23 protein-coding genes are annotated in these 22,479 nt (G+C 61.4%); 10 read left to right on the top strand and 13 right to left on the bottom strand.

All coding sequences use genetic code 11. The features are described from left to right. Positions 1 to 4 precede the first annotated feature (4 nt). Genes FBX99_RS12545 through dapA form a run of 3 tightly spaced genes read right to left on the bottom strand, consistent with a single transcriptional unit; the run spans position 5 to position 2,779 of the window. Positions 5 to 763: an MBL fold metallo-hydrolase gene (locus FBX99_RS12545; RefSeq protein ID WP_145131727.1), complete on the bottom strand. Its 759-nt coding sequence runs from the start codon at positions 761 to 763 to the stop codon at positions 5 to 7. 4 nt (positions 764 to 767) lie between these two features. Beyond that, positions 768 to 1,883 carry an outer membrane protein assembly factor BamC gene (gene bamC, locus FBX99_RS12540; RefSeq protein ID WP_144929169.1) on the bottom strand — a complete coding sequence of 372 codons (1,116 nt, stop codon included), beginning with the start codon at positions 1,881 to 1,883 and terminating at the stop codon, positions 768 to 770. A 17-nt stretch (positions 1,884 to 1,900) separates the two neighbouring features. Continuing rightward, entirely contained in the window at positions 1,901 to 2,779 is an 879-nt protein-coding gene (gene dapA, locus FBX99_RS12535) for a 4-hydroxy-tetrahydrodipicolinate synthase (RefSeq protein ID WP_144929171.1), read from the bottom strand. Between the two features lie 314 nt (positions 2,780 to 3,093). Here dapA and FBX99_RS12530 point away from each other — a divergent pair, with 314 nt between their 5' ends. Both FBX99_RS12530 and FBX99_RS12525 read left to right on the top strand, forming a co-directional pair. Continuing rightward, positions 3,094 to 3,654, top strand: a complete 561-nt coding sequence (locus FBX99_RS12530) for a glycine cleavage system protein R (RefSeq protein WP_041020812.1) — start codon at positions 3,094 to 3,096, stop codon at positions 3,652 to 3,654. A gap of 10 nt (positions 3,655 to 3,664) precedes the next feature. Beyond that, positions 3,665 to 4,138: a peroxiredoxin gene (locus tag FBX99_RS12525; protein WP_144929173.1), complete on the top strand. Its 474-nt coding sequence runs from the start codon at positions 3,665 to 3,667 to the stop codon at positions 4,136 to 4,138. A 116-nt stretch (positions 4,139 to 4,254) separates the two neighbouring features. Here the strand turns inward: FBX99_RS12525 and FBX99_RS12520 are convergent, their stop codons facing one another. Both FBX99_RS12520 and FBX99_RS12515 read right to left on the bottom strand, forming a co-directional pair. Beyond that, positions 4,255 to 5,325 carry an AI-2E family transporter gene (locus FBX99_RS12520; protein WP_144929175.1) on the bottom strand — a complete coding sequence of 357 codons (1,071 nt, stop codon included), beginning with the start codon at positions 5,323 to 5,325 and terminating at the stop codon, positions 4,255 to 4,257. A 30-nt stretch (positions 5,326 to 5,355) separates the two neighbouring features. Continuing rightward, positions 5,356 to 5,595, bottom strand: a complete 240-nt coding sequence (locus tag FBX99_RS12515) for a sulfurtransferase TusA family protein (RefSeq protein ID WP_047701765.1) — start codon at positions 5,593 to 5,595, stop codon at positions 5,356 to 5,358. Between the two features lie 98 nt (positions 5,596 to 5,693). Here FBX99_RS12515 and FBX99_RS12510 point away from each other — a divergent pair, with 98 nt between their 5' ends. After that, on the top strand, positions 5,694 to 7,127 hold the full coding sequence (locus FBX99_RS12510) for a M48 family metalloprotease (protein WP_144929177.1): 1,434 nt from the start codon (positions 5,694 to 5,696) through the stop codon (positions 7,125 to 7,127). A 192-nt stretch (positions 7,128 to 7,319) separates the two neighbouring features. Here the strand turns inward: FBX99_RS12510 and FBX99_RS12500 are convergent, their stop codons facing one another. The 4 genes from FBX99_RS12500 to rpoE form a co-directional block, all read right to left on the bottom strand. Further along, positions 7,320 to 8,750, bottom strand: a complete 1,431-nt coding sequence (locus FBX99_RS12500) for a DegQ family serine endoprotease (RefSeq protein WP_144929179.1) — start codon at positions 8,748 to 8,750, stop codon at positions 7,320 to 7,322. Positions 8,751 to 8,958: 208 nt separating this feature from the next. Beyond that, positions 8,959 to 9,903: a MucB/RseB C-terminal domain-containing protein gene (locus FBX99_RS12495; protein ID WP_144929181.1), complete on the bottom strand. Its 945-nt coding sequence runs from the start codon at positions 9,901 to 9,903 to the stop codon at positions 8,959 to 8,961. 9 nt (positions 9,904 to 9,912) lie between these two features. Then, positions 9,913 to 10,500, bottom strand: coding sequence for a sigma-E factor negative regulatory protein (locus FBX99_RS12490; protein WP_144929183.1), 588 nt, complete (start codon positions 10,498 to 10,500; stop codon positions 9,913 to 9,915). Between the two features lie 31 nt (positions 10,501 to 10,531). Beyond that, a complete protein-coding gene (gene rpoE / locus FBX99_RS12485) occupies positions 10,532 to 11,113 on the bottom strand; it encodes an RNA polymerase sigma factor RpoE (protein ID WP_003172477.1) in 582 nt (193 codons plus the stop codon). A 558-nt stretch (positions 11,114 to 11,671) separates the two neighbouring features. Between rpoE and nadB the strand changes: the two genes are divergently transcribed. Beyond that, positions 11,672 to 13,288: an L-aspartate oxidase gene (gene nadB, locus FBX99_RS12480; protein ID WP_144929185.1), complete on the top strand. Its 1,617-nt coding sequence runs from the start codon at positions 11,672 to 11,674 to the stop codon at positions 13,286 to 13,288. Here nadB and FBX99_RS12475 read toward each other — a convergent pair. Both FBX99_RS12475 and FBX99_RS12470 read right to left on the bottom strand, forming a co-directional pair. Further along, the gene (locus tag FBX99_RS12475) at positions 13,257 to 13,709 is read right to left on the bottom strand and encodes a protein YgfX (protein WP_144929187.1); all 453 of its coding nucleotides are present in this window, start codon (positions 13,707 to 13,709) and stop codon (positions 13,257 to 13,259) included. The genes nadB and FBX99_RS12475 overlap by 32 nt on opposite strands. Then, on the bottom strand, positions 13,693 to 13,947 hold the full coding sequence (locus FBX99_RS12470; protein WP_007930227.1) for a succinate dehydrogenase assembly factor 2: 255 nt from the start codon (positions 13,945 to 13,947) through the stop codon (positions 13,693 to 13,695). The genes FBX99_RS12475 and FBX99_RS12470 overlap by 17 nt, the downstream gene beginning before the upstream one ends. A 149-nt stretch (positions 13,948 to 14,096) precedes the next feature. Here FBX99_RS12470 and FBX99_RS12465 point away from each other — a divergent pair, with 149 nt between their 5' ends. Together FBX99_RS12465 and FBX99_RS12460 are read left to right on the top strand one after the other, a co-directional pair. Continuing rightward, on the top strand, positions 14,097 to 15,038 hold the full coding sequence (locus FBX99_RS12465; RefSeq protein WP_145131725.1) for a folate-binding protein YgfZ: 942 nt from the start codon (positions 14,097 to 14,099) through the stop codon (positions 15,036 to 15,038). A 34-nt stretch (positions 15,039 to 15,072) separates the two neighbouring features. Then, positions 15,073 to 15,894, top strand: coding sequence for an HDOD domain-containing protein (locus FBX99_RS12460; RefSeq protein WP_144929191.1), 822 nt, complete (start codon positions 15,073 to 15,075; stop codon positions 15,892 to 15,894). 38 nt (positions 15,895 to 15,932) lie between these two features. Here the strand turns inward: FBX99_RS12460 and FBX99_RS12455 are convergent, their stop codons facing one another. Both FBX99_RS12455 and FBX99_RS12450 read right to left on the bottom strand, forming a co-directional pair. Next, positions 15,933 to 17,318, bottom strand: a complete 1,386-nt coding sequence (locus tag FBX99_RS12455) for a sensor histidine kinase (RefSeq protein ID WP_144929193.1) — start codon at positions 17,316 to 17,318, stop codon at positions 15,933 to 15,935. Next, positions 17,311 to 17,982, bottom strand: coding sequence for a response regulator (locus tag FBX99_RS12450; protein ID WP_144929195.1), 672 nt, complete (start codon positions 17,980 to 17,982; stop codon positions 17,311 to 17,313). Before FBX99_RS12450 ends, FBX99_RS12455 begins: the two co-directional genes overlap by 8 nt. 441 nt (positions 17,983 to 18,423) lie before the next feature. On the opposite strand from FBX99_RS12450, the gene FBX99_RS12445 reads away from it, so the two are divergent. From FBX99_RS12445 to FBX99_RS12430, 4 genes are read left to right on the top strand one after another with little or no spacing between them, the layout of a single operon-like run. After that, a complete protein-coding gene (locus FBX99_RS12445; protein WP_047701776.1) occupies positions 18,424 to 19,401 on the top strand; it encodes a tripartite tricarboxylate transporter substrate binding protein in 978 nt (325 codons plus the stop codon). Positions 19,402 to 19,456: 55 nt separating this feature from the next. After that, positions 19,457 to 19,918, top strand: coding sequence for a tripartite tricarboxylate transporter TctB family protein (locus tag FBX99_RS12440; protein WP_144929197.1), 462 nt, complete (start codon positions 19,457 to 19,459; stop codon positions 19,916 to 19,918). Between the two features lies 1 nt (position 19,919). Beyond that, entirely contained in the window at positions 19,920 to 21,434 is a 1,515-nt protein-coding gene (locus tag FBX99_RS12435; protein WP_144929199.1) for a tripartite tricarboxylate transporter permease, read from the top strand. Next, positions 21,427 to 22,464: an AbrB family transcriptional regulator gene (locus FBX99_RS12430; RefSeq protein WP_144929201.1), complete on the top strand. Its 1,038-nt coding sequence runs from the start codon at positions 21,427 to 21,429 to the stop codon at positions 22,462 to 22,464. The genes FBX99_RS12435 and FBX99_RS12430 overlap by 8 nt, the downstream gene beginning before the upstream one ends. Positions 22,465 to 22,479 lie beyond the last annotated feature (15 nt).

The following is a 22,479-nucleotide window of genomic DNA, read 5'->3' as shown; positions in this document are numbered from 1 at the left end:
TGGGCTAGGCGATATGTCGCCAGTCGAGCCCTGAATCTTGATCGGCCAGTTGCAGCCAGTCCGGGTCGCACCCGAGGGTGTCGACAAAACATTGCCGGGCCAGCTGCGGCAGGTTGTTCTTGCTGCTCAGATGGGCCAGGACCAGGTGTTGCAGGCCTTGCCAGCCCAACTCGGCCACCAGGTACGCCGCCTGGTGGTTGTTCAAATGTCCATGTTCCCCGCCCACCCGCTGCTTGAGGAAGTACGGGTAGTACCCACTTGCCAGCATGTCACGGCAATGGTTGGACTCGATCATCAAAGCATCGAGGTCCCGATAACTGTCCATGACCCTGTCGCAATACGATCCCAGGTCGGTCAACAAACCGAAACGCCGCTCGCCATCGCTGAACACATACTGCGTCGGTTCCCGGGCATCGTGGGCCACGCTGACCACGTCGATGTCCAGGGCGCCAATGCGCAATTGCTCGCCACCGGCCACGAAACCGGCTGGCTCGATGGGTTTGCGCAAGCCCTCCAGCGTTCCGCGGCTGAGGTAGACCGGCAGATTGTAGCGCCGGGACAGCAAACCCACGCCATGCACGTGGTCGGCATGTTCGTGGGTCACGAGTATCGCGTTCAGTTGCGCCGGATGCACACCCAGGCGCAGCAGGCGTTTCTCGGTTTCCCGCAGGGAGAAGCCGCAGTCGACCAGCACATACGTACCGGCGCTGGCTACCAGCGTGCCGTTCCCCTGGCTACCGCTGCCGAGAACGGCAAAACGCATCGGATCAGCCCAGGTTGTCCTGAATCATACCCAACACCTTGCGGGCCACTTCGGCCGGCGCCACGGTGTTGATGTTTTTCTCGACGGTCACCTGGACGTTGTCGCCCACCTTGCTCAGGCGAACCTGATAGCGCTCGGCGCGAGCCTCGATTTCTTCCTTGTTCGGCTTGCCGCCAAACAGACCACTGAAGAAGCCGGGCTTCTCGTCTTTCTTCTCGGCTTTTTCGGCGAGGTTGATGTAGTACAGGCCCAAGCTGCGGTTGATGTCTTCAACCCGCCATTCGCCCTGCTCCAGCGCGCGGCCAACACTCGACCACGCACGGTCCAGGTCGGAGCCGACGTTGAGCACCGGGTTGCCGCTGCCGTCTTCGGTCAGGCTGACACGATTCGGCGTGTCGAAATCACGGGAAGCCAGCATCGAAACCGAACCGCCCTGCTCGGCGGAACGGGTCATGCTCGCAAGCATGTCGTCCACCAGCGCAGCGTCGAGACCGGTATTGACCGAACGGTTGGTGAAGGCCACGTCGGCGGTGCTGCCGGCAGGTCGCTCGGCGCTGACCACATAGACTTCACTGGTGTTGCGCTGCACGCCCGGCTCGATACGCACCCGCACGCGGGACTCGCTGTCGCTGGCGACGCCGGCGGCACTCAGGCGCTTGCCCATGGCGGCGGACAACTCATCGGCGTGTTGCCAGGTGGTGGTGAACTCGCCAGTCTGCGGGCGCTGTTCATCAATGCGGAAACCGTTGTCCTGAAAGAACTGGATCGCCACGGGCCAGACTTCGGCCGGAGGGTGCTGGGCCATGACCCAACGTGAATCACCGCTCTTCTGCAGGGTGTAGTCGCTGGCATCGGCGATGGCCGACAGCGGCTGTGGACGAGGAACCTCGTATTCGCCTTTGACGGTGTCGTCGGCCACGTTACGCGGGATCGGCAGCAGCGGATCCAGGCGCTTGGCGACATGGACATCCGGCGGCAGTTGCATCGGTGCAGTCTGTTGCGCGTTCAGGTAATCGCTACCACGATCGCGGAAATAACCTTCCGGCCCCCAGATCCACCCACAGCCACTGGTGCTGGAGATAATCAAGGCAAGTGCGGAAAGTCCGGCAATTCGCTTCATGCGGTGTACTTCCTCAATTAAACCAGGACGCCGGACTGGCGCATGGCCTGCCGCAGCGGTTCGTGACAGGCGTTGCTCAGCCAGGTGAGTGGCAGGCGGATGCCTTCGTGCATCAGGCCCATTTCCACCAGCGCCCACTTCACCGGGATCGGGTTGGCCTCGATGAACAGGTCCTTGTGCAGCGGCATCAGTTTTTCGTTGATGGCCCGTGCGGTCTCGGCGTCGCCCTTGAGCGCGGCCTCGCACAGGTCGGCCATTTCCCGCGGCGCGACGTTGGCGGTGACGGAGATGTTGCCCTTGCCGCCCATCAGGATCAGCTCAACCGCAGTCGGATCGTCACCGGACAGCACGATGAAGTCCTTGTCCACGCCATCGAGGATGGCCTTGGCACGCTTCAGGTCGCCGGTGGCTTCCTTGATGCCGATGATGTTCGGGACGGTAGACAGGCGGATCACGGTCTCGGCCTGCATGTCGCAGGAGGTGCGGCCAGGGACGTTATAGAGGATCTGCGGGATGTCGACCGCTTCGGCAATGTGCTTGAAGTGCTGGTACAGGCCTTCCTGGGTCGGCCGGTTGTAGTATGGAACGACGAGCAGGCAGGCGTCGGCACCGGCTTCCTTGGCGTTGCGGGTCAGCTCGACGGCTTCGCGGGTCGAATTGGCGCCAGTACCGGCGATTACGGGAATGCGACCGTTGACCTGCTTGACCACGGCACAGATGACTTCGATGTGCTCGTTGACATCGAGGGTCGCCGACTCGCCGGTGGTGCCGACGGCAACGATGGCATGGGTGCCGTTTTCAAGGTGGAAGTCCACGAGTTTGCTGAGGCTGGCCCAGTCAAGACGCCCTTGTGCATCCATGGGTGTGACCAGTGCCACCATACTGCCCGCAATCATGAAACCGCTCCTGCCGGAAAAAGAGAGCCGTAATGGTACTGGCGCCAAGATGCTTGTACAAGCGAACTCCCATTCCCCTTGGCGATGGTTTTCGCTACCCTTCAGACTTTGATCGGTACCGACACGCTCACAGGCCGGTTCCCAGCCTCCGTTTTCGTCGCCACAAGCCCCGATCCTGCGTTTGTTCTGGCGTATTCCCCGCTGTTGCGGAATGCCGCGCAATCCCAGACGCAGGGCTTGAGTCGTTCGTTTTCACAGGCCGGCGCCCGCAGGGAAGCTCAGGTATCGACCGCTCATCGCTTTAGGAATGCTGCATGTCCACCCCCACAGTCCGCGAACAATTCCTTGTCATCAGTGCCCTCGGCGCCAACCCCATGGAGCTGACCAACGTCCTGTGCCGCGCCAGCCATGAAAACCGCTGCGCCGTCGTGACCTCACGCTTGACCCGCCACGGCGAATGCAGTGCGCTCGTGCTTGAGGTTTCCGGCAGCTGGGATGCCCTGGCCCGCCTGGAAGGCAGCCTGCCGGTACTGGCCAAGAAGCACACCTTCACCGTCAACGTGGTGCGCAGCGCCGCGCTGGAAAACCGTCCGCAGGCCCTGCCATACGTGGCCTATGTGAGCTCGGCCTACCGGCCGGACATCATCAACGAGCTGTGCCAGTTCTTCATGGACCACCATGTCGAGCTGGAGAACCTCACCTGCGACACCTACCAGGCGCCGCAGACCGGTGGCACCATGCTCAACGCCACGTTTACCGTGACCCTGCCGGCCGGCACCCAGATCAGTTGGCTGCGCGATCAGTTCCTGGACTTCGCCGACGCGATGAACCTGGACGCGCTGATCGAACCGTGGCGCCCACAAAACCCAATGTAAGGAAGCGCCCATGGCCGTTGCCATCGACCAGCCGGTTACCGATTTCCAGGCGCCCGCCACCAGCGGGCAGACCATCAACCTCGCCGCCCTGAAAGGCCAGCAGGTGGTGATCTACTTCTACCCGAAGGACAGCACCCCGGGTTGCACCACCGAAGGCCAAGGCTTTCGTGACCAGTACGCACAGTTCAAGGCAGCCAACACCGAAGTGTTCGGCGTCTCCCGGGACAGCCTCAAGTCCCACGAGAACTTCAAGTGCAAGCAGGAATTTCCGTTCGAGCTGATCAGCGACAAGGACGAAGCCATCTGCCAGTTGTTCGATGTGATCAAGCTGAAAAAGCTTTATGGCAAGGAATACCTGGGCGTGGATCGCAGCACGTTCCTGATCGACAAGAACGGCGTGCTGCGCCAGGAATGGCGCGGGGTGAAAGTGCCCGGGCATGTGGATGCCGTACTGGCGGCGGCGCAGGCGCTCGATAAGGCCTGAGGCTTTTTATTGCCTGTCGGGCCCCATCGCGAGCAGGCTCGCTCCAGGGTCCTACACAATCCATGTGGGAGCGAGCCTGCTCGCAATGGGGCCATCAGCCTCACCTGATAAGTCAGCTAGAGCAACGGCGCCACCACCGGCTCCTTGCTCGGCCACGCATCCAGCACCGCCTTGAACAGCGTCGCCAGGGGAATCGCAAAGAACACCCCCCAGAATCCCCACAACCCACCAAACAACAGCACCGCGCAAATGATCGCCACCGGGTGCAGGTTCACCGCTTCGGAGAACAACAATGGCACCAGCACATTGCCGTCCAGCGTCTGGATGATTCCGTAGACTGCCATCAGGTAGATGAACTGGTCGCTCCAACCCCACTGGAACAGCGCAATCAACGCGACCGGGACGGTCACCACCACCGTGCCGACGTAAGGCACCACCACCGATACTCCCACCAGCAGCGCCAGCAACGCGGCGTAGTTGAGCCCGAGGGCCACGAAGCCGATGTAGGTCACGCCACCGCAGATGAACACCTCGATGACCTTTCCGCGAATGTAGTTGGCGATCTGGCGATTCATCTCCTGGGCCACCCGGGTGATCAGCGCCCGCTCACGGGGCAGGTAACCACGAACCCAGCGGCCGATCATTTCCCGGTCCTTGAGAAAGAAAAACACCAGGATCGGCACCAGCACCAGGTAAATCATGATGTTCACCAACAGCGGCAGGCTGGACAATGAAAATGTCAGAGCCCACTGACCGAACTTGCCGATCTGGCCGCGCACCACTTCGATGGTCTGGAGCACCTGCTCGTCCGATACCAGATGCGGATAACGCTCGGGCAGCAGCAACAGCAGGGACTGCCATTTGGCGAGCATGCCTGGCAATTCGTTGAACAATGTCACCAACTGATGCCAGAGCAGTGGCACGATCAATACGACGAACACCACCAACAGCCCCATGAACAGGGCAAACACCAGGCCCACCGCCACGGTGCCGGGCAACCGCAGGCGCTCCAGCGTCGTCACCAGTCCTTGCATCAGGTACGCCAGCACCATCCCCGCCAGCACCGGTGCCAGCATGCCACCCAAGGTAAGGACAGCGGTGAACCCCAGGAATAGCAGCACTGCCAGCACCACCGCTTCCTCGTCGGAGAAGTAGCGCTGAATCCAGTCGCGTAGCACTTTGAACATTAAAAATCCTTAAGCAACATCATCGGTTATTCAGGCTTTCTTCAGCCAGTAACGGTAGACACCGTTATCGTCTTCTTCATGCAGCAGCGTATGACCGGCCAACCGGGCGAAGGTGCGGAAATCACGCTGGGAGCCCGCATCCGTGGCGATGACCTTGAGCACATCGCCACTGGCCAGGCGGTTGAGCTCCAGCTTGGCCTTGAGCAATGGCAACGGACAATTCAGGCCGCTGGCGTCCAGTTCGGCATCGTGGGCTACAGCATCGGTCATGGATTCACTCCGCAGCAGGTCGTAGAGCCGCCTAGAATATCTGGTCCCGGGCCCGGTGTCCGGCTACAGTAGGGTCTTTGTCGACTAAGGCCCCGTGCATGACATTTCTGCGCCCCACCCTGCTGACGCTCGCTTGCCTGCTCGCCTCACCAGGCTTCGCTGACGACCTGCCGTCACTTGGCGATGCCAGTTCTGCCGTTGTCTCGCCAGAGCAGGAACACCAGCTGGGTCGTGCCTGGCTGGCCCTGCTGCGCAGCCAGGTCCAACAACTCAACGATCCACAGCTCAAGGATTACGTCGAGACCAGTGTGTACAAACTGGTGGAAACCAGCCAGGTCAATGACCGCCGTCTGGAATTCATTTTGATCAACAGCCCGCAGCTCAACGCCTTCGCCGCACCTGGCGGGATCGTCGGGGTCAACGGCGGCCTGTTTCTCAACGCCCAGACCGAAGGCGAATACGCCTCGGTGATGGCCCACGAACTGGCTCACCTGTCGCAACGCCACTTCGCCCGCGGCGTCGAAGCCCAGCAGCGCATGCAAGTACCCATGATGGCTGCGCTGTTGACCGGTATCGTGATTGCCGCCGCCGGCGGTGGTGATGCGGGGATCGCCGCAATCGCCGGGACCCAGGCAGCCGCCATCCAGGAACAACGGCGCTTCTCACGCCAGAATGAGCAGGAAGCCGACCGCATCGGTATCCAGAACCTGGAAAAGGCCGGCTACGATCCACGTTCCATGCCGACCATGTTCGAGCGTCTGATGCGCCAGTACCGCTTCGACGCCAGGCCGCCGGAATTCCTGCTGACGCACCCGGTCACCGAGTCCCGGATCGCCGACACCCGCAACCGGGCTGAACAGGCCAAGCCGGGCGGCATAGAAGACAGCATGCGCTACCAGCTGATTCGCGCACGGGTCCAGTTGACCTACGAGGAAACCCCAGGCCTGGGCGCCAAGCGCTTCCGAGCGCAACTGGATGAAAACCCCAAGAACGACGTGGCCCGCTATGGCCTGGCGATTGCGCAAATCAAGGGCGGCCAGTTGAACGAAGCCCGGCAGAACCTCGCGCCCCTGCTGGCCAAGTCCCCCAACGAAATCATCTACAACCTGGCCCAGGTCGACCTGGACATCACCAGCAACAAGCTTGCAGACGCTCAATCCCGCGTCGATCGGATGCTGACCCAATACCCAGACAATTACCCACTCAATCAGGTGCGTGTCGACCTGCTGCTCAAGCAGAACCGCCCCGCCGACGCCGAGAAAGCCCTGGAAACCCTGCTCAAGAACCGTCCGGACGATCCGGATGTCTGGTACATGGTGGCCGAGACTCGCGGGCTGTCGGGTAACATCATCGGCTTGCACCAGGCCCGCGCCGAGTACTTCGCCCTGGTGGGCGACTACCGCCAGGCCATCCAGCAACTGGACTTCGCCAAACGGCGCGCCGGTACCAACTTCCCACTGTCGTCACGTATCGATGCCCGGCAGCGGGAGCTCATGGAGCAGGAGCGTATGGTCAAGGACATGATGGGCTGAGGGTGACCGACTTGTGGGAGCGGGCTTGCTCGCGAATGCGGTGGATCAGCTTGAACTGATGTTGGATTTGATGCCCCCTTCGCGAGCAAGCCCGCTCCCACATCAGCCATGTGTCCGCCAATGGATGCCCCATTCACCGGGCACAAAAAAACCGCCTCTCTCGAGGCGGTTTTTCATTGCATTACCAACCGATCATTCGGCCAGCTTGAAGGTGATGAAGCTCGCACGTCCCTGACGCAGGACCCGCATCGAGACCGAGCGATTCTTCGGCAGGGCCTTGGCGATCTCGGTGAACTCCTTGGTGGAGCCAATCGCCTGGTTGTTCAGATGCGTGATGATGTCACCGGGTTGCAGACCGATGAGGGCGGCAGGACCATCCTGCACTTCCTTGATCACCACCCCACCCTGCAATTCCAGGGCTTTTTTCTGCTCGGCCGTCAGCTCGACCACTGCCACACCCAGGCGATTGCTGCTGCGCTCGACGCCGGACTTGGGTTGCGATTCCAGCTCCGCACCTTCTTCAGGGATGGCACCGACCGTCAGCTCGATGTTCTTGCGCTTGCCCTCGCGGATCACCTCCAGGTTGGCCTTGGCACCGGCCTTGAGGGCACCCACCAGGTGTGGCAGGTCGGCGGACATGATGATCGGCTGGTCATTGAGCTTCAGGATCACATCACCAACCTGCAGGCCGCCCTTGGCAGCCGGACCACCTTCCTGGATCTGTGCCACCAGCGCACCCGCCGGTTTCTCCAGCCCGAACGACTCGGCCAGGTCCTTGTTCACTTCCTGAATGACCACGCCCAGCCAGCCGCGACTGACCTTGCCTTCGCTTTTCAACTGGTTGGACACGTCCATCGCCACATCGATCGGAATCGCGAAGGATACGCCCATGAAACCGCCCGAACGGGTATAGATCTGGGAGTTGATGCCCACTACCTCACCGGACAGATTGAACAACGGGCCACCGGAGTTGCCCGGGTTGATCGGCACGTCGGTCTGGATGAACGGAACGTAGTTTTCGTTCGGCAGGCTGCGACCGATCGCACTGACGATGCCCTGGGTCACGGTGTGGTCGAAGCCGAATGGCGAGCCAATGGCCACAACCCACTGGCCGGCCTTCAGGTCCTGGGACTTGCCGAGCTTGAGCACCGGCAGGTCCTTGCCGTCGATTTTCAACAGCGCCACGTCGGAGCGCGGGTCGGTACCGATCAGCTTGGCCTTGAGCTCGCTGCGATCGGCCAGGCGCACCAGAATTTCGTCGGCATCGGCGATCACATGGTTATTGGTCAGGATGTAGCCGTCGGGCGAAATGATGAAACCCGAGCCCAGGGACTGCGCTTCGCGCTGGCGACCACCGCCCGGCGAACGCGGTTGCTGCGGCATTCCGCGCTCGAAGAACTCGCGCAGCATGGGCGGCAACCCTTCCAGATCCGGCATCTGCTGCTCCGAGACGCGGCGATCCGGCAGCTTCTGGGTGGTACTGATGTTCACCACCGCAGGCGAGGCGTTTTCGACCAGCTGGGTGAAGTCAGGCAAGCTGTCCGCCACGGCGGGAACGGCCTGGCCGAGCACCAGCACGGTGGCAAGGATGGAGAAATAGGTTTTCAAGCTTGGTATCGACATACGGCTCCCGTTACGACGAGCAGGGTTAAGCGATATGGAACAAGAAATACCGGTGGGAAGACACTCCGGTTTCATCGCTCCGGAAAAACAGGCAAGGACAGAGCCGAGCGGCTCTGACCTAATAGAAAAAAAACTGAAGTTTTGCAAATGAAAATGCTGACAGGAAGTTTCGGCATTTCGATCAGGACCGAACCACCGAGGCAGCACGTTACTGAGTCGCCGTGGCATCGGAACGCATCGAAAGCGCGATCCGTTCTGCCGTACCAATCGGGATTTCACCGACCACGGTCACCATCATCTCGCCCTGAGGTGTGGTGAGGCGACGAGAGACGGCCGCCGTCGGGCCAAGCTGGGTACGCGTGTCGGTGACGTTCGCGCCATTCAGCGGCTCCAGGAACACCGAGAAACGAGCCAGACCATCGTCGTACATCAGGCTGCTGACCTGTACGCTGGTCTCCGGGTCCTTACGCACGGCACTGTTGGTCAACTCGAAGCCAGGGGGAAGCCAATCCGAATGCCAGGTAGCTTTCGCCACGGCAGCCTTACTGGCGTCCTGGACGATTGCCTTGCACTCAGCGCTGGCTTGCAGGTCGCTGTCCGTCGGCTCGGCAATGTTCAGGCGCGTGAACTGGAAACGTTCGAGCAACTGCCCCTTGTCGTTAAGCAACAGGGACTTGAGCGGCAGGCCGGTCTCTTTGTCCAGATGCAGCTCAAAGCCGTAGCGATGCTGGTCCTTGGGCGTCAGGGAAACGATGACAGCCGGTCGCCCGGCCACGCGCGACTTGCCGATGACGGCAAGGTCGTACCAATTCTTGAGTTTTTGCGGATCAAGCGCACGGGCTGCGCCCTCGGTATTCCCAATCCCTGGGATAAAGGCACCACTGACGCATTGAGTATGTCCATCGATGCGCAGGACTTCCTGCGCCGAGCCGTCCTGCTGGAGCAACCGCTCCCGCACCTTCCCATCCTGGACACGATGCCAGATGTTATGGGTAGAAAAACTACCGTTGCGCTCGTAAACGAAGGTGCCTTGGAAGCTTTGCTGTTGCTCGGCCTGGCCCAAACGATTCAACCAGTCCTGAGCCTCATCGGCGTACGCTGGGACGGCACACCAGCCACCCAGCAGCAGCGTGAAAAGAGGTATGGCGCGCAAGGGTTGTCCTTAACGGTTTTCCAGACTGGCCGCACGGGCGTAAGGCAATGCGCTTTCAGTCCCTTTCAGGGCAGCCTGTTGGGCATGCTGACGCAGGTAGTTGGGCAGACGCTGGTCGTGCCAGCCTGGCTGACCCTGCAGAACGCCGTTGACCATGGGACCGGCGGCTTCCGAGCTTTCGTTGTAACCGGCCAATACCGCTGGGCCCTTGACCTGTGGAGCGACCAGGCCTGGCTGGTTGGACTGCTGTGCCATCTGCACACCGGCGATTTCATCCTGGTTGTACAGACGTACACCGGCCAGAACGGCAACGGTTACCGAAGCGGCCACTGCCAGACGACCCAGGCTGCGCCATGGGCTACGGGAAGCTTTTGCCGGTACGGCTTCGTCAGCCAATGCAGCAGAAACGGCCGCAGCGATGTCCAGGCGCGGAAGCAGCAGGTCCTTGTGCATGACAGCCCGGGCGATCTGGTAGCGAGCCCAGGTCTCACGGGTTTCAACATCGTCAAAGGCATTCAATACCCGACGTAATTCCAGTTCGTCCGCTTCGTTATCCATCACTGCGGACAGCGATTCCTGCAGGGCTTCACGACTCATGGCGTTCCTCTCTTGGCTATCGCCGCTGTCTTTAGTTTTCCTGCAACAACGGTTGCAGGGCTTTATCGATGGCCTCCCGGGCGCGGAAGATCCGGGAGCGCACGGTGCCTACCGGACACTGCATGACGCTCGCAATGTCCTCGTAACTCAGACCGTCGAATTCACGTAAAGTTAACGCCGTACGCAAATCTTCAGGCAGTTGCTGGATGGTCCGATGGACGGTGCCCTCGATCTCATCCCGCAGCAACGCTCGCTCCGGGGATTCGAGATCCTTGAGGCCATGATCGCCATCGTAGAACTCTGCGTCTTCGGAACTGACATCGCTATCCGGCGGCCGGCGGCCGCGTGAAACCAGATAGTTTTTCGCCGTGTTGATGGCGATGCGGTAAAGCCACGTATAAAACGCGCTGTCCCCGCGAAAATTACCAAGTGCGCGATAGGCCTTGATGAAGGCTTCCTGAGCGACATCCTGGGCTTCATGGGTGTCGTGCACAAACCGCACGATCAACCCGAGAATTTTGTGCTGATATTTCAGCACCAACAGATCGAAAGCTCGCTTGTCGCCGCGCTGAACACGTTCGACCAGCTGCTGATCCTCTTCCTGGGTTAGCATGAACACTCCTCGATAAGCTCGAAGGAGGCTTGCATGACTAATTGACCGGACTTGCAAACATAGACTCGGGCTTTTCGCAAAAGTTCTCCCCCTTCAAGCAAGTTTCCGGCGTGCTCTGATCCGGCACGCACGAAAAACGCAGCACGAGATTCCCCGGCTGCGCGAATAATCTGTCACCGGGCCTGCTGGCAAAGACTCTCAATCGAGGTCTTGCACCAACCCGATGCTGTTCCCTTTTGCAGACAACCGTCTATTGAACGTGGGCGATCAGCAAAAGTTCCCGCCATTTACAGCCATTAAAAGCAGACATCGGGCAACCGTGACGAGATCAGCCGCGTTTATCCTCGAAAAGGCGGCCTCGTCACCCATCGGCGAAAAAACCGATCCGACGAAGCGCATCGCCTTTCTGTCACGTTGGTTTCACATTGCCATGAATGCCCGGCTATTGTGCCGTTCCACCCCTCTATATACTAGTGGGCTGCGTGGCTGCCTGACGCCGCTGAAGCGGATGCCTTGCGCCAACCCCGACCCGGGTCGCCTTGAGCGGAAACCTATCGAATGAGCCAACAGTTTCAACATGATGTTCTGGTAATCGGCAGCGGTGCCGCCGGATTGAGCCTTGCATTGACGTTGCCGGAGCACCTGCGTATTGCAGTGCTGAGCAAAGGCGACCTGGCCAACGGCTCGACGTTCTGGGCACAGGGCGGCGTCGCAGCCGTGCTGGACGATACCGACACCATCGAGTCCCATGTCGACGACACCCTCAATGCCGGTGGCGGCCTGTGCAATCCTGAAGCAGTGCGCTTCACCGTCGAGCATAGCCGCGAGGCCATCCAGTGGCTGATCGACCAGGGCGTGCCTTTTACCCGCGACGAGCAATCCGGCACGGAAGACGGTGGGTTCGAATTCCACCTGACCCGTGAGGGCGGCCATAGCCATCGGCGTATCATTCATGCCGCCGATGCCACCGGTGCGGCGATTTTCAAGACGCTGCTGGCCCAGGCCCAGCGGCGACCGAATATCGAGCTGCTGGAGCAGCGAGTCGCCGTCGACCTGATCACCGAAAAACGCCTGGGCCTGGCCGGCGACCGCTGCCTCGGCGCCTACGTCCTCAACCGTGGCACCGGCGAAGTCGACACCTATGGCGCACGCTTCGTGATTCTGGCGTCCGGTGGTGCAGCCAAAGTCTATCTGTATACCAGCAACCCCGACGGTGCCTGCGGAGACGGCATCGCCATGGCGTGGCGCTCGGGTTGCCGGGTGGCGAACCTGGAATTCAATCAATTCCACCCCACCTGCCTCTATCACCCGCTGGCGAAGAGCTTCCTGGTCACCGAGGCCCTGCGTGGCGAAGGCGCCCACTTGAAACTGCCCAATGGCGAGCGTTTCATGCAGCGCTTCGATGCGCGCGCCGAACTGGCACCGCGGGACATCGTCGCCCGGGCCATCGACCATGAAATGAAGCGCCTGGGTATCGACTGCGTTTACCTGGACATCAGCCACAAGCCCGAAGCGTTCATCAAGAGCCATTTCCCGACGGTGTACGAGCGCTGCCTGGAATTTTCCATCGACATCACCAAACAACCGATCCCGGTGGTGCCGGCTGCGCATTACACCTGCGGCGGCGTAATGGTCGACCAGCACGGCCGTACCGACGTACCGGGCCTGTACGCCATTGGCGAAACCAGCTTCACGGGCCTGCATGGCGCCAACCGCATGGCCAGCAACTCGCTGCTGGAGTGCTTTGTCTATGCCCGCTCGGCCGCTGTGGACATCCTCGAACAGTTGCCACAGATTGCCATCCCGGCCGCCCTGCCCTCATGGGATGCCAGCCAGGTCACCGATTCGGACGAAGACGTGATCATTGCGCACAACTGGGATGAACTGCGGCGGTTCATGTGGGACTACGTGGGTATCGTGCGCACCAACAAGCGCCTGCAAAGGGCCCAGCATCGGGTGCGGTTGCTGCTGGATGAGATCGACGAGTTCTACAGTAACTACAAGGTCAGCCGCGACCTGATCGAACTGCGCAACCTGGCCCAGGTGGCCGAGCTGATGATTCGCTCAGCCATGGAGCGCAAGGAAAGCCGAGGCCTGCATTACACCCTCGATTATCCGAACCTGCTGCCCGAGGCATTGGACACTATCCTGGTGCCGCCCACCTACGCCGACTGAACCTGAGCCGCACCCGCAGGCGCCGATGGAGATCGGGCGCCAGCGCGTCGCGGGGCACACACAGCGAGCGGATCCGCCGCTCGCCCTTCAAGCGAAAGCGCAGTATCACGATCAATGGCAGCGCCAGGCTGTCGGGGCGTAGCTGCACCGCCTGCCAGCCATGGGCCTTGCTCCAGAGCTGCCAGCCATCAACGTCCCAACGCAAGCCGCAGAATGCCTGGCGGTGAGTCAATAACAACTGTCGCGGTACCGTCCAGATACCGTGAGCCAGGCACAGCACAACGCCAAGCAGTGCAAACCCCGACGGGACAGACATCAGGAACAACGAGCCCAGCGCGAAGAGCTGGGCCAGCATGTAGGCCGCCAGCAGTTGCCCGGAGGCCTGCCAGCGGCATTCGAAGCGATTACTTCGGTTGGACACGGTCCAGGATCATCCGGACCATGCGCTGCAGCTCCGGATCTTCGGATTCGCTGCGCTCCATGAACCAGCCGAACATGTCCTGGTCTTCACATTCGAGGAGGCGGACATAGCAGGCGCGGTCCACGTCATTAAGGTGGGGATAGACCTCTTTTACGAATGGCACCAGCAGGACATCCAGTTCAAGCATGCCGCGGCGGCTGTGCCAGTAAAGGCGATTCAGTTCTACATCTTCGACCATGGAGCGCTCCTCAAATAGAGCGCAAGTATACAGGCCCCGCCGCGGTGAAACAGGCAGCTTTGGTCAGTCGCCATCGATCCTTTGTGAACTACCCATTTCAAGGGCACGCCCTTATGATGTCTACCAGACTTTTTATCCTGCGATGACTCATGGCTGATTCCGCTTTTTTCTGCACCCTGTCCCACGAAGGCGTTCTTGCGGTCCGCGGCGTGGACGCCGGCAAATTCCTGCAGGGCCAATTGACCTGCAACCTCAACTACCTGAGCGACAACCGGGCCAGCCTCGGCGCCCGTTGCACCCAAAAGGGCCGGATGCAATCGAGCTTTCGGATCCTGCTCGAAGGCGACGGCGTGCTGATGGCAATGGCCACCGAATTGCTCGAGCCGCAATTGGCGGACCTGAAGAAATACGCCGTGTTCTCGAAATCCAAGCTCACCGACGAAAGCGCAGCCTGGGTTCGCTTCGGCCTGGAGAACGCCGACGCGGTGCTGGCTCAACTGGGCCTCGCCCCGCCGGCCGACGTCGACAACGTGGCGCGCCACGAATCCTTGATCGCCATCCGCGTGTCTCCCGGCCGCGTCGAGCTGTGGGCGCCTGCCGAACAGGCCGACGTGCTGAAAACCCAGCTGCGCGCAACCTTGACCGAGGCAGACCTGAACTCGTGGTTGCTGGGCCAGATCCGCGCCGGCATCGGCCAGGTCATGCCTGCCACCCGCGAGCTGTTCATTCCGCAGATGCTCAACCTGCAGGCCGTCGGCGGCGTAAGCTTCAAGAAAGGCTGCTACACCGGCCAGGAAATCGTTGCCCGCATGCAGTACCTGGGCAAGCTCAAGCGACGCCTGTATCGCCTGCAGTTGGACGCTGGCGAACTGCCGGAACCTGGCACCGCCTTGTTCTCTCCCGCTCACGGCAGCGCCATCGGCGAGGTCGTGATCGCAGCGCAAGCCGAGCGAAACATTGAACTGCTGGCGGTGTTGCAGGCCGAAGCAGCAGAAGAGGGCAATATGCACCTCGGCAGCCTGGAAGGCCCGATACTGAATTTGCTGGACCTGCCTTACGAACTGGACCGCGACCGCGAAATCCAGCGCTGATCGCAGCATTTGTCGCAATACCTAGAGAATCGAAATGAGCGATTTGGCGGATAAGGTCCAACGGGACTTGGTAGAGGCCATCGATAACGATGACCTGGTTCTGCCGACATTACCGGAAGTGGCCCTGCAGATTCGCCGGGCCGCCGAAGACCCGGAAATCAGCGTCAGTGACCTGAGCAAGGTGATCGGTCGCGATACGGCACTTTCGGCACGCCTGATAAAAGTGGTCAACAGCCCATTACTGCGCGCCACCCAGGAAGTCACCGACCTGCACACGGCCATTACCCGGCTGGGCGTGAATTACAGCAGCAACCTGGCCATCGGCCTGGTCATGGAGCAGATCTTCCATGCCCGCTCCGAGGTGGTGGAACGGAAGATGCGCGATGTCTGGCGTAGAAGCCTGGAGATCGCCGGCGTCAGCTATGCGTTGTGCCGCACTTATACACAGCTCAAGCCCGATCAGGCCGCGCTGGGAGGGTTGGTGCACCAGATCGGCGTATTGCCGATCCTGACTTACGCTGAAGACCATAATGAACTGCTGTCAGACCCGGTCAGCCTCAACCATGTCATCGAAACGATTCATCCCGTGCTGGGAGACAAGCTACTCAGCGTCTGGGAGTTTCCGGAGAGGCTGGTGAAGCTGCCGGGCCTTTACCTGGATTTCGCCCGGGAATCCCGACAACTCGACTACGTCGACCTGGTGCAGGTCGCTGCGCTGTACTGTTACAAGGACACCGATCATCCCCTCGGCCGGATCGACGCGTTCAAGGTGCCGTCATTCCAGAAGCTGGGCATCGACCCGAGCGACAAGGAACGATGCGCGCATCTCGAAGAAGCGCGGTCGATGTTTTATTAGAGATAGGCGCCCCCTTGTGGCGAGGGGCACAGCCTGGATTAGCCTGGGATAAAACTCACCCGCACCTTCAACCCACCCTCCAGCCCGTCATGCAGGCTGATCTGGGCCAAGTGGGCGCGGCAGATTTCTCCGACGATAGCCAGGCCCAGACCAGAGCCGGCGACCTGCTGGTTGCGCCGGTAGAAGCGCTCGAACACACGGTCGCGCTCGTGCAATGGAATGCCAGGGCCATCGTCCTCGACCTCCAGCACCGCCGGCGCGGCGACCCGCAGAATCACGTTGCCGCCCGAGGGCGTATGGGCCAGGGCATTGTCCACCAGATTGCTCAACAACTCGTTCAACAAGGTCGGTTCACCGCGCAGCCACACCGGCTCATCGGCTTCCAGGGCCAATGCCACGCCCCGTGCATGCGCCAGCGGCGCCATGGCCATGCCCAGCTCACGGGCCAACTGACTGAGATCCAGTAACTGCGCCCCCCCTTCGGCAATGGCCCGCGCACCGTTTTCCACCCGTGCCATGGACAACAACTGGTTGGCCAGATGCGTCAGCCGATCGGTGCCCTGGGCCGCGGTTTCCAGGGTTTCCCGCCAGGTCGCCGGCTCACTGGCCCGCAGCCCCAGTTCAAGTCGTGCCTTGAGCGCAGCCAGGGGCGTGCGCAGTTCATGGGCGGCGTCGGCGATGAACTGCGCCTGACGCTCGAACTGCCCGCGCAAACGCTCGGTAAAGTGGTTGAGGGCCCGTACCAGTGGCCATAACTCGTGCTGCACCTCCACCAGCGGCAACGGCCGCAGATCGTCCGACTGGCGCTCTTCCACCGCCGTACGCAAGCGCTCCAACGGGCGCAACGCCGCGCTGACCGCGAACCACACCAACAACAGGGCGCCCACGGCCAGCATGCCCAGGCGCAACAGCGTGTCGGCCATCAGGCCGCGGGCCATGCTGACGCGGGCCTCTTCGGTTTCCGCCACACGGATTTCCGCCATGCCGTTCATGTTCGGCTCGCTGACGGCCTTGAGCAGGCTCACCACCCGCACGTTCTGGCCTTGATAACGGGCGTTGTAGAAGCGCGCCAGGGCCGGGTAGTCGTCCGTGCGTGGCGTGCCGGGTGGCGGACCTGGGAGGTTTTCATAGCCGGAGATCAACTTCTTGTTGATATCGTTGACCTGGTAATAGATGCGCCCGGCGCTGTCGTAGGCGAAGGTGTCCAGGGCCACGTAGGGCACATCCGCGCTGAGGCTGCCGTCGCGTTGCGAAAGGCCCGCGGCAATGGTCCGGGCCGAGGCCAGCAAGGTCCGGTCATAGGCCGTGTCCGCGGCTTCACGACCGTTCCAGTAGGCGCTCAGACCGCTGGCCAGCATCAACACCACCAGCAACAGCGCCAGGTTGCGCAGCAGTCGCCAACGCAGGCTGTCGGGTTTATGCATCGCGGTTTTCCAACAGATAACCCAAGCCCCTGAACGTCACGATCGCCACGGCATGCCCATCGAGTTTCTTACGCAGGCGGTGGACGTAGATTTCAATCGCGTCGGGACTGGCTTCTTCGTCCAGGCCAAACACCTGGGCGGCGAGTTGTTCCTTGCTCATCACACGCCCCGGCCGCGCGATCAATGCCTCCAGCACGGCTTGCTCGCGGGACGTCAGGGTCAACAGTTCGTCATCGAGGGTAAAACGCCGGGTGTCCAGGTCATAGACCAGTCCGCCACAGCGTTGCTGGCGTTCTCCGCCCAATACGCTACGCCGCAACAGCGCCTTGACCCGCGCCTCGAGTTCGGTGAGTTCGAAGGGTTTGGCCAGGTAATCGTCGGCGCCGAGGTTGAGGCCATGCACCCGGTCCTTGACGTCGCTGCGAGCCGTCAGCATCAGCACCGGCAACGTCTTGCCCCGGGCCCGCAGGCGTGCCAGTACTTCAAAGCCGTCCATGCGCGGCAGCCCGACATCGAGTACCGCCACAGCGTATTCCTCGCTGCTCAGCGCCAGGTCGGCAGCCACCCCGTCGTGCAACACATCCACAGTCAAACCGGTGCTTTTGAGCGCCTGGGCGACGCTTTCGGCAAGCTGCAGATGATCTTCGACGAGCAGAACACGCATGTTTTTTCCTCGATTCAGGAACGGTCGACGCCATTCACTGGCGCGGAGTTTACAGCCGCGTCCGCTGCTGTGAAGCCAAAAAACATCCTGAAAGCTTTTGAAAGGTTAGCGAAAGGTTGGGCGATTAGAGTCCTCCCACGGACAGTTTCGACTGCCGATCGCCAAACACAATCGCGAACGAGAAACGCCCCGATGCGTTTTCACATAAGAACAATAAAGCGGAGTATCCCCATGCTGTCCATGCAGCCCCAGGCGCCGATGCCTGCTCGCTTTTCCCGCCCCAACCAGCCTCCTCGTGGCCTGTGCCGCCAGCGAATACCCGGACATGTGCCGGTGGGTCAGCTATAGATTCAAGTTCCTGCGATGAACCTGTTGCCCGATCCAGAGGGTTCGGCAGCGCAAAGACCGCAACACACAATAACAACTCCTGTGGAGAAGAGAATGAACCTATCACTGCGTAAAGTAGCCCTGGCCGTCGGATGCCTGATGTTCACCGGACAGTTGCTCGCCGAGCCGAAGCGCCCGGAGTGCATCGCCCCCGCAGCGCCCGGCGGTGGTTTTGACCTGACCTGCAAGCTGGCACAAAGCGCGCTGGTAAACCAAAAGCTATTGACCAAACCGATGCGTGTCACCTACATGCCGGGCGGTGTCGGTGCAGTGGCCTACAACGCCGTGGTCGCGCAACGCCCGGCAGACGCCGGCACGTTGGTGGCTTGGTCCAGCGGTTCATTGCTGAACCTGGCACAAGGCAAATTCGGTCGTTTCGACGAAACCAATGTGCGCTGGCTGGCAGCCGTGGGTACCAGCTATGGTGCCATCGCTGTGAAAAGTGATTCCCCCTACAAGAACCTCGACGATCTGGTACAAGCCCTGAAGAAAGATCCGGGATCCGTCGTCATCGGTTCCGGCGGCACCGTCGGCAGCCAGGACTGGATGCAAACCGCCCTGATCGCCAAGGCCGCGGGTATCGATCCGCGCAAATTGCGCTACGTGGCACTCGAAGGCGGCGGTGAGATCGCCACTGCCCTGCTGGGCGGTCACATCCAGGTGGGCAGTACGGACATTTCCGACTCCATGCCTCACATCCTGAGCGGTGACATGCGCCTGTTGGCGGTGTTCGCAGAGAAGCGCCTGGACGAGCCGGAAATGAAGGACATTCCCACCGCTCGCGAGCAAGGCTACGACATCCTGTGGCCAGTGGTGCGCGGCTTCTACCTCGGGCCGAAGGTGAGCGATGAAGACTATGCCTGGTGGAAAGACGCGTTCGACAAGCTGCTGGCTTCCGAAGAGTTCGCCAAGTTGCGTGACCAGCGCGAACTGTTCCCGTTCGCCATGACCGGCCCGGAACTGGACACCTACGTGAAGAAACAAGTAGCTGATTACAAGGTGCTGGCCAAAGAGTTCGGCCTGATCCAGTAACCGTCTCTGTTCTCGCGGCGGCGTCGGTTCCCCCGGCGCTGCCCAGGAGTTAGTCATGCTCACCCTCCAGCGTATTTTTGCCGCGGTGCTGTTACTGGTCTGTATCGGCCTGGCATTGATGGCTTGGCCGTACCAGGCCGCTTTTTCCTACGAACCGGTCGGCCCACGTGCCTTCCCCTTGCTCATGCTGGGACTGATGGGCCTGGCGCTGCTGTACATGGTGTTCCGCCCTGCCCCCATCGTGCACAGCGAAGACGACCCGCAACTGGACCGTGAAACCCTGCAGAAAATCGGCATCTGCGTCGTGCTGTTGCTGGTATTTGCCGGAACCTTCGAGCCTCTGGGCTTCATCCTCTCCAGCATCCTGATCGGGGTGCCGATGGCCCGCCTGTATGGCGGCCGCTGGGTACCGAGCGTGGTGATCATCAGCCTGATGGCCATCGGTCTTTATCTGTTGTTCGACAAGCTGATGGACGTGCCGCTGCCCCTGGGCCTGCTCGACGTCCTGGAGAATTGATATGGATACCCTGAATTATCTCGGCCAGGGTTTCGGTGTCGCGCTGACGCCTTATAACCTCGTCACTGCGCTGACCGGCACCCTGATCGGCACCGTGGTCGGCCTGCTGCCCGGCCTGGGCCCGATCAACGGCGTGGCCCTGCTGATCCCGATTGCGTTTGCCCTCGGCCTGCCACCGGAGTCGGCGCTGATCCTGCTGGCGGCGGTGTACCTGGGTTGTGAATATGGCGGGCGCATCAGCTCGATCCTGCTCAACATCCCGGGGGAAGCCTCCACCGTGATGACCACCCTCGACGGCTACCCGATGGCCCGCCAGGGCCTGGCCGGCGTGGCGTTGTCGCTGTCGGCGTGGAGTTCGTTCATCGGAGCGTTCATTGCCACCTGCGGCATGGTGCTGTTCGCCCCACTACTGGCCAAATGGGCGATTGCCTTCGGGCCGGCGGAATATTTCGTCCTGATGGTGTTCGCCATTGTCTGCCTCGGCGGCATGGCTGGCGACCGCCCGCTCAAGACGTTTATCGCGGCGTTGATCGGTCTGTTCCTGTCCTCTGTCGGGATCGACGCCAACAGCGGCGTGTACCGCTTCACCGGTGACAGCGTTCACCTGGCCGACGGTATCCAGTTCGTCGTGCTGGTACTGGGTCTGTTCTCCGTCAGCGAAATCCTGTTGATGCTGGAAAAAACCCATCGCGGCCAGGAAGCGGTGACCGCCACCGGGCGGATGATGTTCAACTTCAAGGAAGCCGCGTCGGTATTCATCGTGAACCTGCGTTGCGGCGTGCTTGGTTTCATCATGGGCGTGTTGCCTGGTGCCGGTGCAACACTGGCCAGTGCCGTGGCCTACATGACCGAAAAACGCATCGCCGGTGCCAGCGGCACTTTCGGCCAAGGCGACAAGCGCGGCCTCGCAGCCCCGGAAACCGCCATCGGCGGCGCGGCCTGCGGTGCGCTGGTACCGATGCTGACCCTCGGCGTTCCCGGCTCGGGCACCACGGCGGTCATGATCGGCGCGCTGTCGCTGTACAACATCACCCCCGGCCCACTGTTGTTCCAACAACAACCGGACATCGTCTGGGGCCTGATCGCGTCGTTGTTCGTTGCCAACATCATGCTGGTGATCCTCAACATCCCGATGATCCGCGTGTTTACCCGTATCCTGGCGGTACCGAACTGGGCACTGGTGCCGGTCATCGCCATCATCACCGGCATCGGTGTCTACGCGGTGCACGCCACCACGTTCGACCTGTTCCTGATGACTGGCATCGGCATCTTCGGCTACATCCTGCGCAAGCTGGACTTCCCGCTGTCGCCGGTCCTGCTGGGGTTCATCCTTGGCGGTCTGATGGAACAGAACCTGCGGCGCGCGCTGTCGATTTCCAACGGTGCATTGGAAATCCTCTGGTCGAGCCCGATCACCTTCGGCTGCTGGATCCTGACAGCGATCATGCTGTTCATGCCACTGCTGCGGATCTGGCGTCGTCGCAGCGCCCAACGACGTGCCGTGGCCAATGTCTGAAACGACCTTCAGACAATGGTGGGGAACACCGCTGGTCGGCCTGGCCGGCGGTTATCTGGCCAGCCTGATCGGCTGGCCTTTGCCCTGGATGGTCGGCTCGTTGCTGGCGATCATCCTGGTGCGCTGCCTGACGCCATGGCAGTTGATGGAAATCCCCGGTGGCCGTAAATGCGGCCAATGGGTGGTGGGCATCGGCATCGGCCTGCATTTCACCCCACAGGTGATGGAACAGGTGTTGGGCCACTTCGGCCTGATCTTCTTCGGCGCGCTGATCACCAGCGTGTCCAGCGTGGTGAGTGTGTGGCTGATGCGCCGCACCGGCGAAGACCGCGCCACCGCGTTTTTCTCCAGCATGCCGGGCGGTTCCGGTGAAATGGTCAACCTTGGCTCGCGCAATGGCGCGGACCTGAGCCGCGTCGCCGCGGGCCAGAGCTTGCGAGTCTTGGTGGTGGTGTTGTGCGTGCCTGCTGCCTTCAAATACCTGTTGGGCGAAGGCGCACCAGTGCAGCACGCCACCACCGTGGACTGGCTGTGGCTGGCGCTGTTGTTCCCGGCGGGCGCCCTGCTCGCCTGGATCTGGGAACGCCTGCGTCAACCCAACCCGTGGCTGTTCGGGCCGCTGCTGGTGAGTGCGGCGGTCAGCATCGGCTGGGACCTGCACATCGGCCTGCCCAACGGCGGCAGCCAGATTGGCCAGTGGCTGATCGGCAGCGGGTTGGGTTGTCACTTCAACCGGCAGTTCTTTCGCCGGGCGCCCTCATTCATGGGGCGCACCTTGATCGGCACCGTGTTGACGATGCTGATCGCCACTCTTGCGGCCCTGGGCCTGAGCACGCTGACCCATCTGGACCTGCGTTCACTGACCCTCGGCATGATGCCCGGCGGCATCGCGGAAATGAGCCTGACAGCGGAGACGCTGCAACTGTCGGTGCCATTGGTGACAGCGTTGCAGGTGATGCGGCTGTTGTTCGTGTTGTTTCTGGCGGAGCCATTGTTCAGGTATTGGATGCGCAGGCCCGGTTCGGCCTGATAACCCTGTGGGAGT

The organism is Pseudomonas sp. SJZ074 (assembly GCF_007828215.1).
Taxonomy (GTDB): Bacteria; Pseudomonadota; Gammaproteobacteria; order Pseudomonadales; family Pseudomonadaceae; genus Aquipseudomonas.
This window is presented reverse-complemented; position numbering and strand designations above follow the sequence as displayed.

Coding starts and splice junctions, on each gene's coding strand:
- bamC (WP_144929169.1), bottom strand. CDS start 1,883: ATGAAGCGAATTGCCGGACTTTCCGCACTTGCCTTGATTATCTCCAGC.
- FBX99_RS12465 (WP_145131725.1), top strand. CDS start 14,097: ATGGCTGATTCCGCTTTTTTCTGCACCCTGTCCCACGAAGGCGTTCTT.
- FBX99_RS12460 (WP_144929191.1), top strand. CDS start 15,073: ATGAGCGATTTGGCGGATAAGGTCCAACGGGACTTGGTAGAGGCCATC.
- FBX99_RS12525 (WP_144929173.1), top strand. CDS start 3,665: ATGGCCGTTGCCATCGACCAGCCGGTTACCGATTTCCAGGCGCCCGCC.
- FBX99_RS12515 (WP_047701765.1), bottom strand. CDS start 5,595: ATGACCGATGCTGTAGCCCACGATGCCGAACTGGACGCCAGCGGCCTG.
- nadB (WP_144929185.1), top strand. CDS start 11,672: ATGAGCCAACAGTTTCAACATGATGTTCTGGTAATCGGCAGCGGTGCC.
- FBX99_RS12510 (WP_144929177.1), top strand. CDS start 5,694: ATGACATTTCTGCGCCCCACCCTGCTGACGCTCGCTTGCCTGCTCGCC.
- FBX99_RS12490 (WP_144929183.1), bottom strand. CDS start 10,500: ATGAGTCGTGAAGCCCTGCAGGAATCGCTGTCCGCAGTGATGGATAAC.
- dapA (WP_144929171.1), bottom strand. CDS start 2,779: ATGATTGCGGGCAGTATGGTGGCACTGGTCACACCCATGGATGCACAA.
- FBX99_RS12435 (WP_144929199.1), top strand. CDS start 19,920: ATGGATACCCTGAATTATCTCGGCCAGGGTTTCGGTGTCGCGCTGACG.
- FBX99_RS12470 (WP_007930227.1), bottom strand. CDS start 13,947: ATGGTCGAAGATGTAGAACTGAATCGCCTTTACTGGCACAGCCGCCGC.
- FBX99_RS12520 (WP_144929175.1), bottom strand. CDS start 5,325: ATGTTCAAAGTGCTACGCGACTGGATTCAGCGCTACTTCTCCGACGAG.
- FBX99_RS12455 (WP_144929193.1), bottom strand. CDS start 17,318: ATGCATAAACCCGACAGCCTGCGTTGGCGACTGCTGCGCAACCTGGCG.
- rpoE (WP_003172477.1), bottom strand. CDS start 11,113: ATGCTAACCCAGGAAGAGGATCAGCAGCTGGTCGAACGTGTTCAGCGC.
- FBX99_RS12500 (WP_144929179.1), bottom strand. CDS start 8,750: ATGTCGATACCAAGCTTGAAAACCTATTTCTCCATCCTTGCCACCGTG.
- FBX99_RS12440 (WP_144929197.1), top strand. CDS start 19,457: ATGCTCACCCTCCAGCGTATTTTTGCCGCGGTGCTGTTACTGGTCTGT.
- FBX99_RS12430 (WP_144929201.1), top strand. CDS start 21,427: ATGTCTGAAACGACCTTCAGACAATGGTGGGGAACACCGCTGGTCGGC.
- FBX99_RS12445 (WP_047701776.1), top strand. CDS start 18,424: ATGAACCTATCACTGCGTAAAGTAGCCCTGGCCGTCGGATGCCTGATG.
- FBX99_RS12545 (WP_145131727.1), bottom strand. CDS start 763: ATGCGTTTTGCCGTTCTCGGCAGCGGTAGCCAGGGGAACGGCACGCTG.
- FBX99_RS12450 (WP_144929195.1), bottom strand. CDS start 17,982: ATGCGTGTTCTGCTCGTCGAAGATCATCTGCAGCTTGCCGAAAGCGTC.
- FBX99_RS12530 (WP_041020812.1), top strand. CDS start 3,094: ATGTCCACCCCCACAGTCCGCGAACAATTCCTTGTCATCAGTGCCCTC.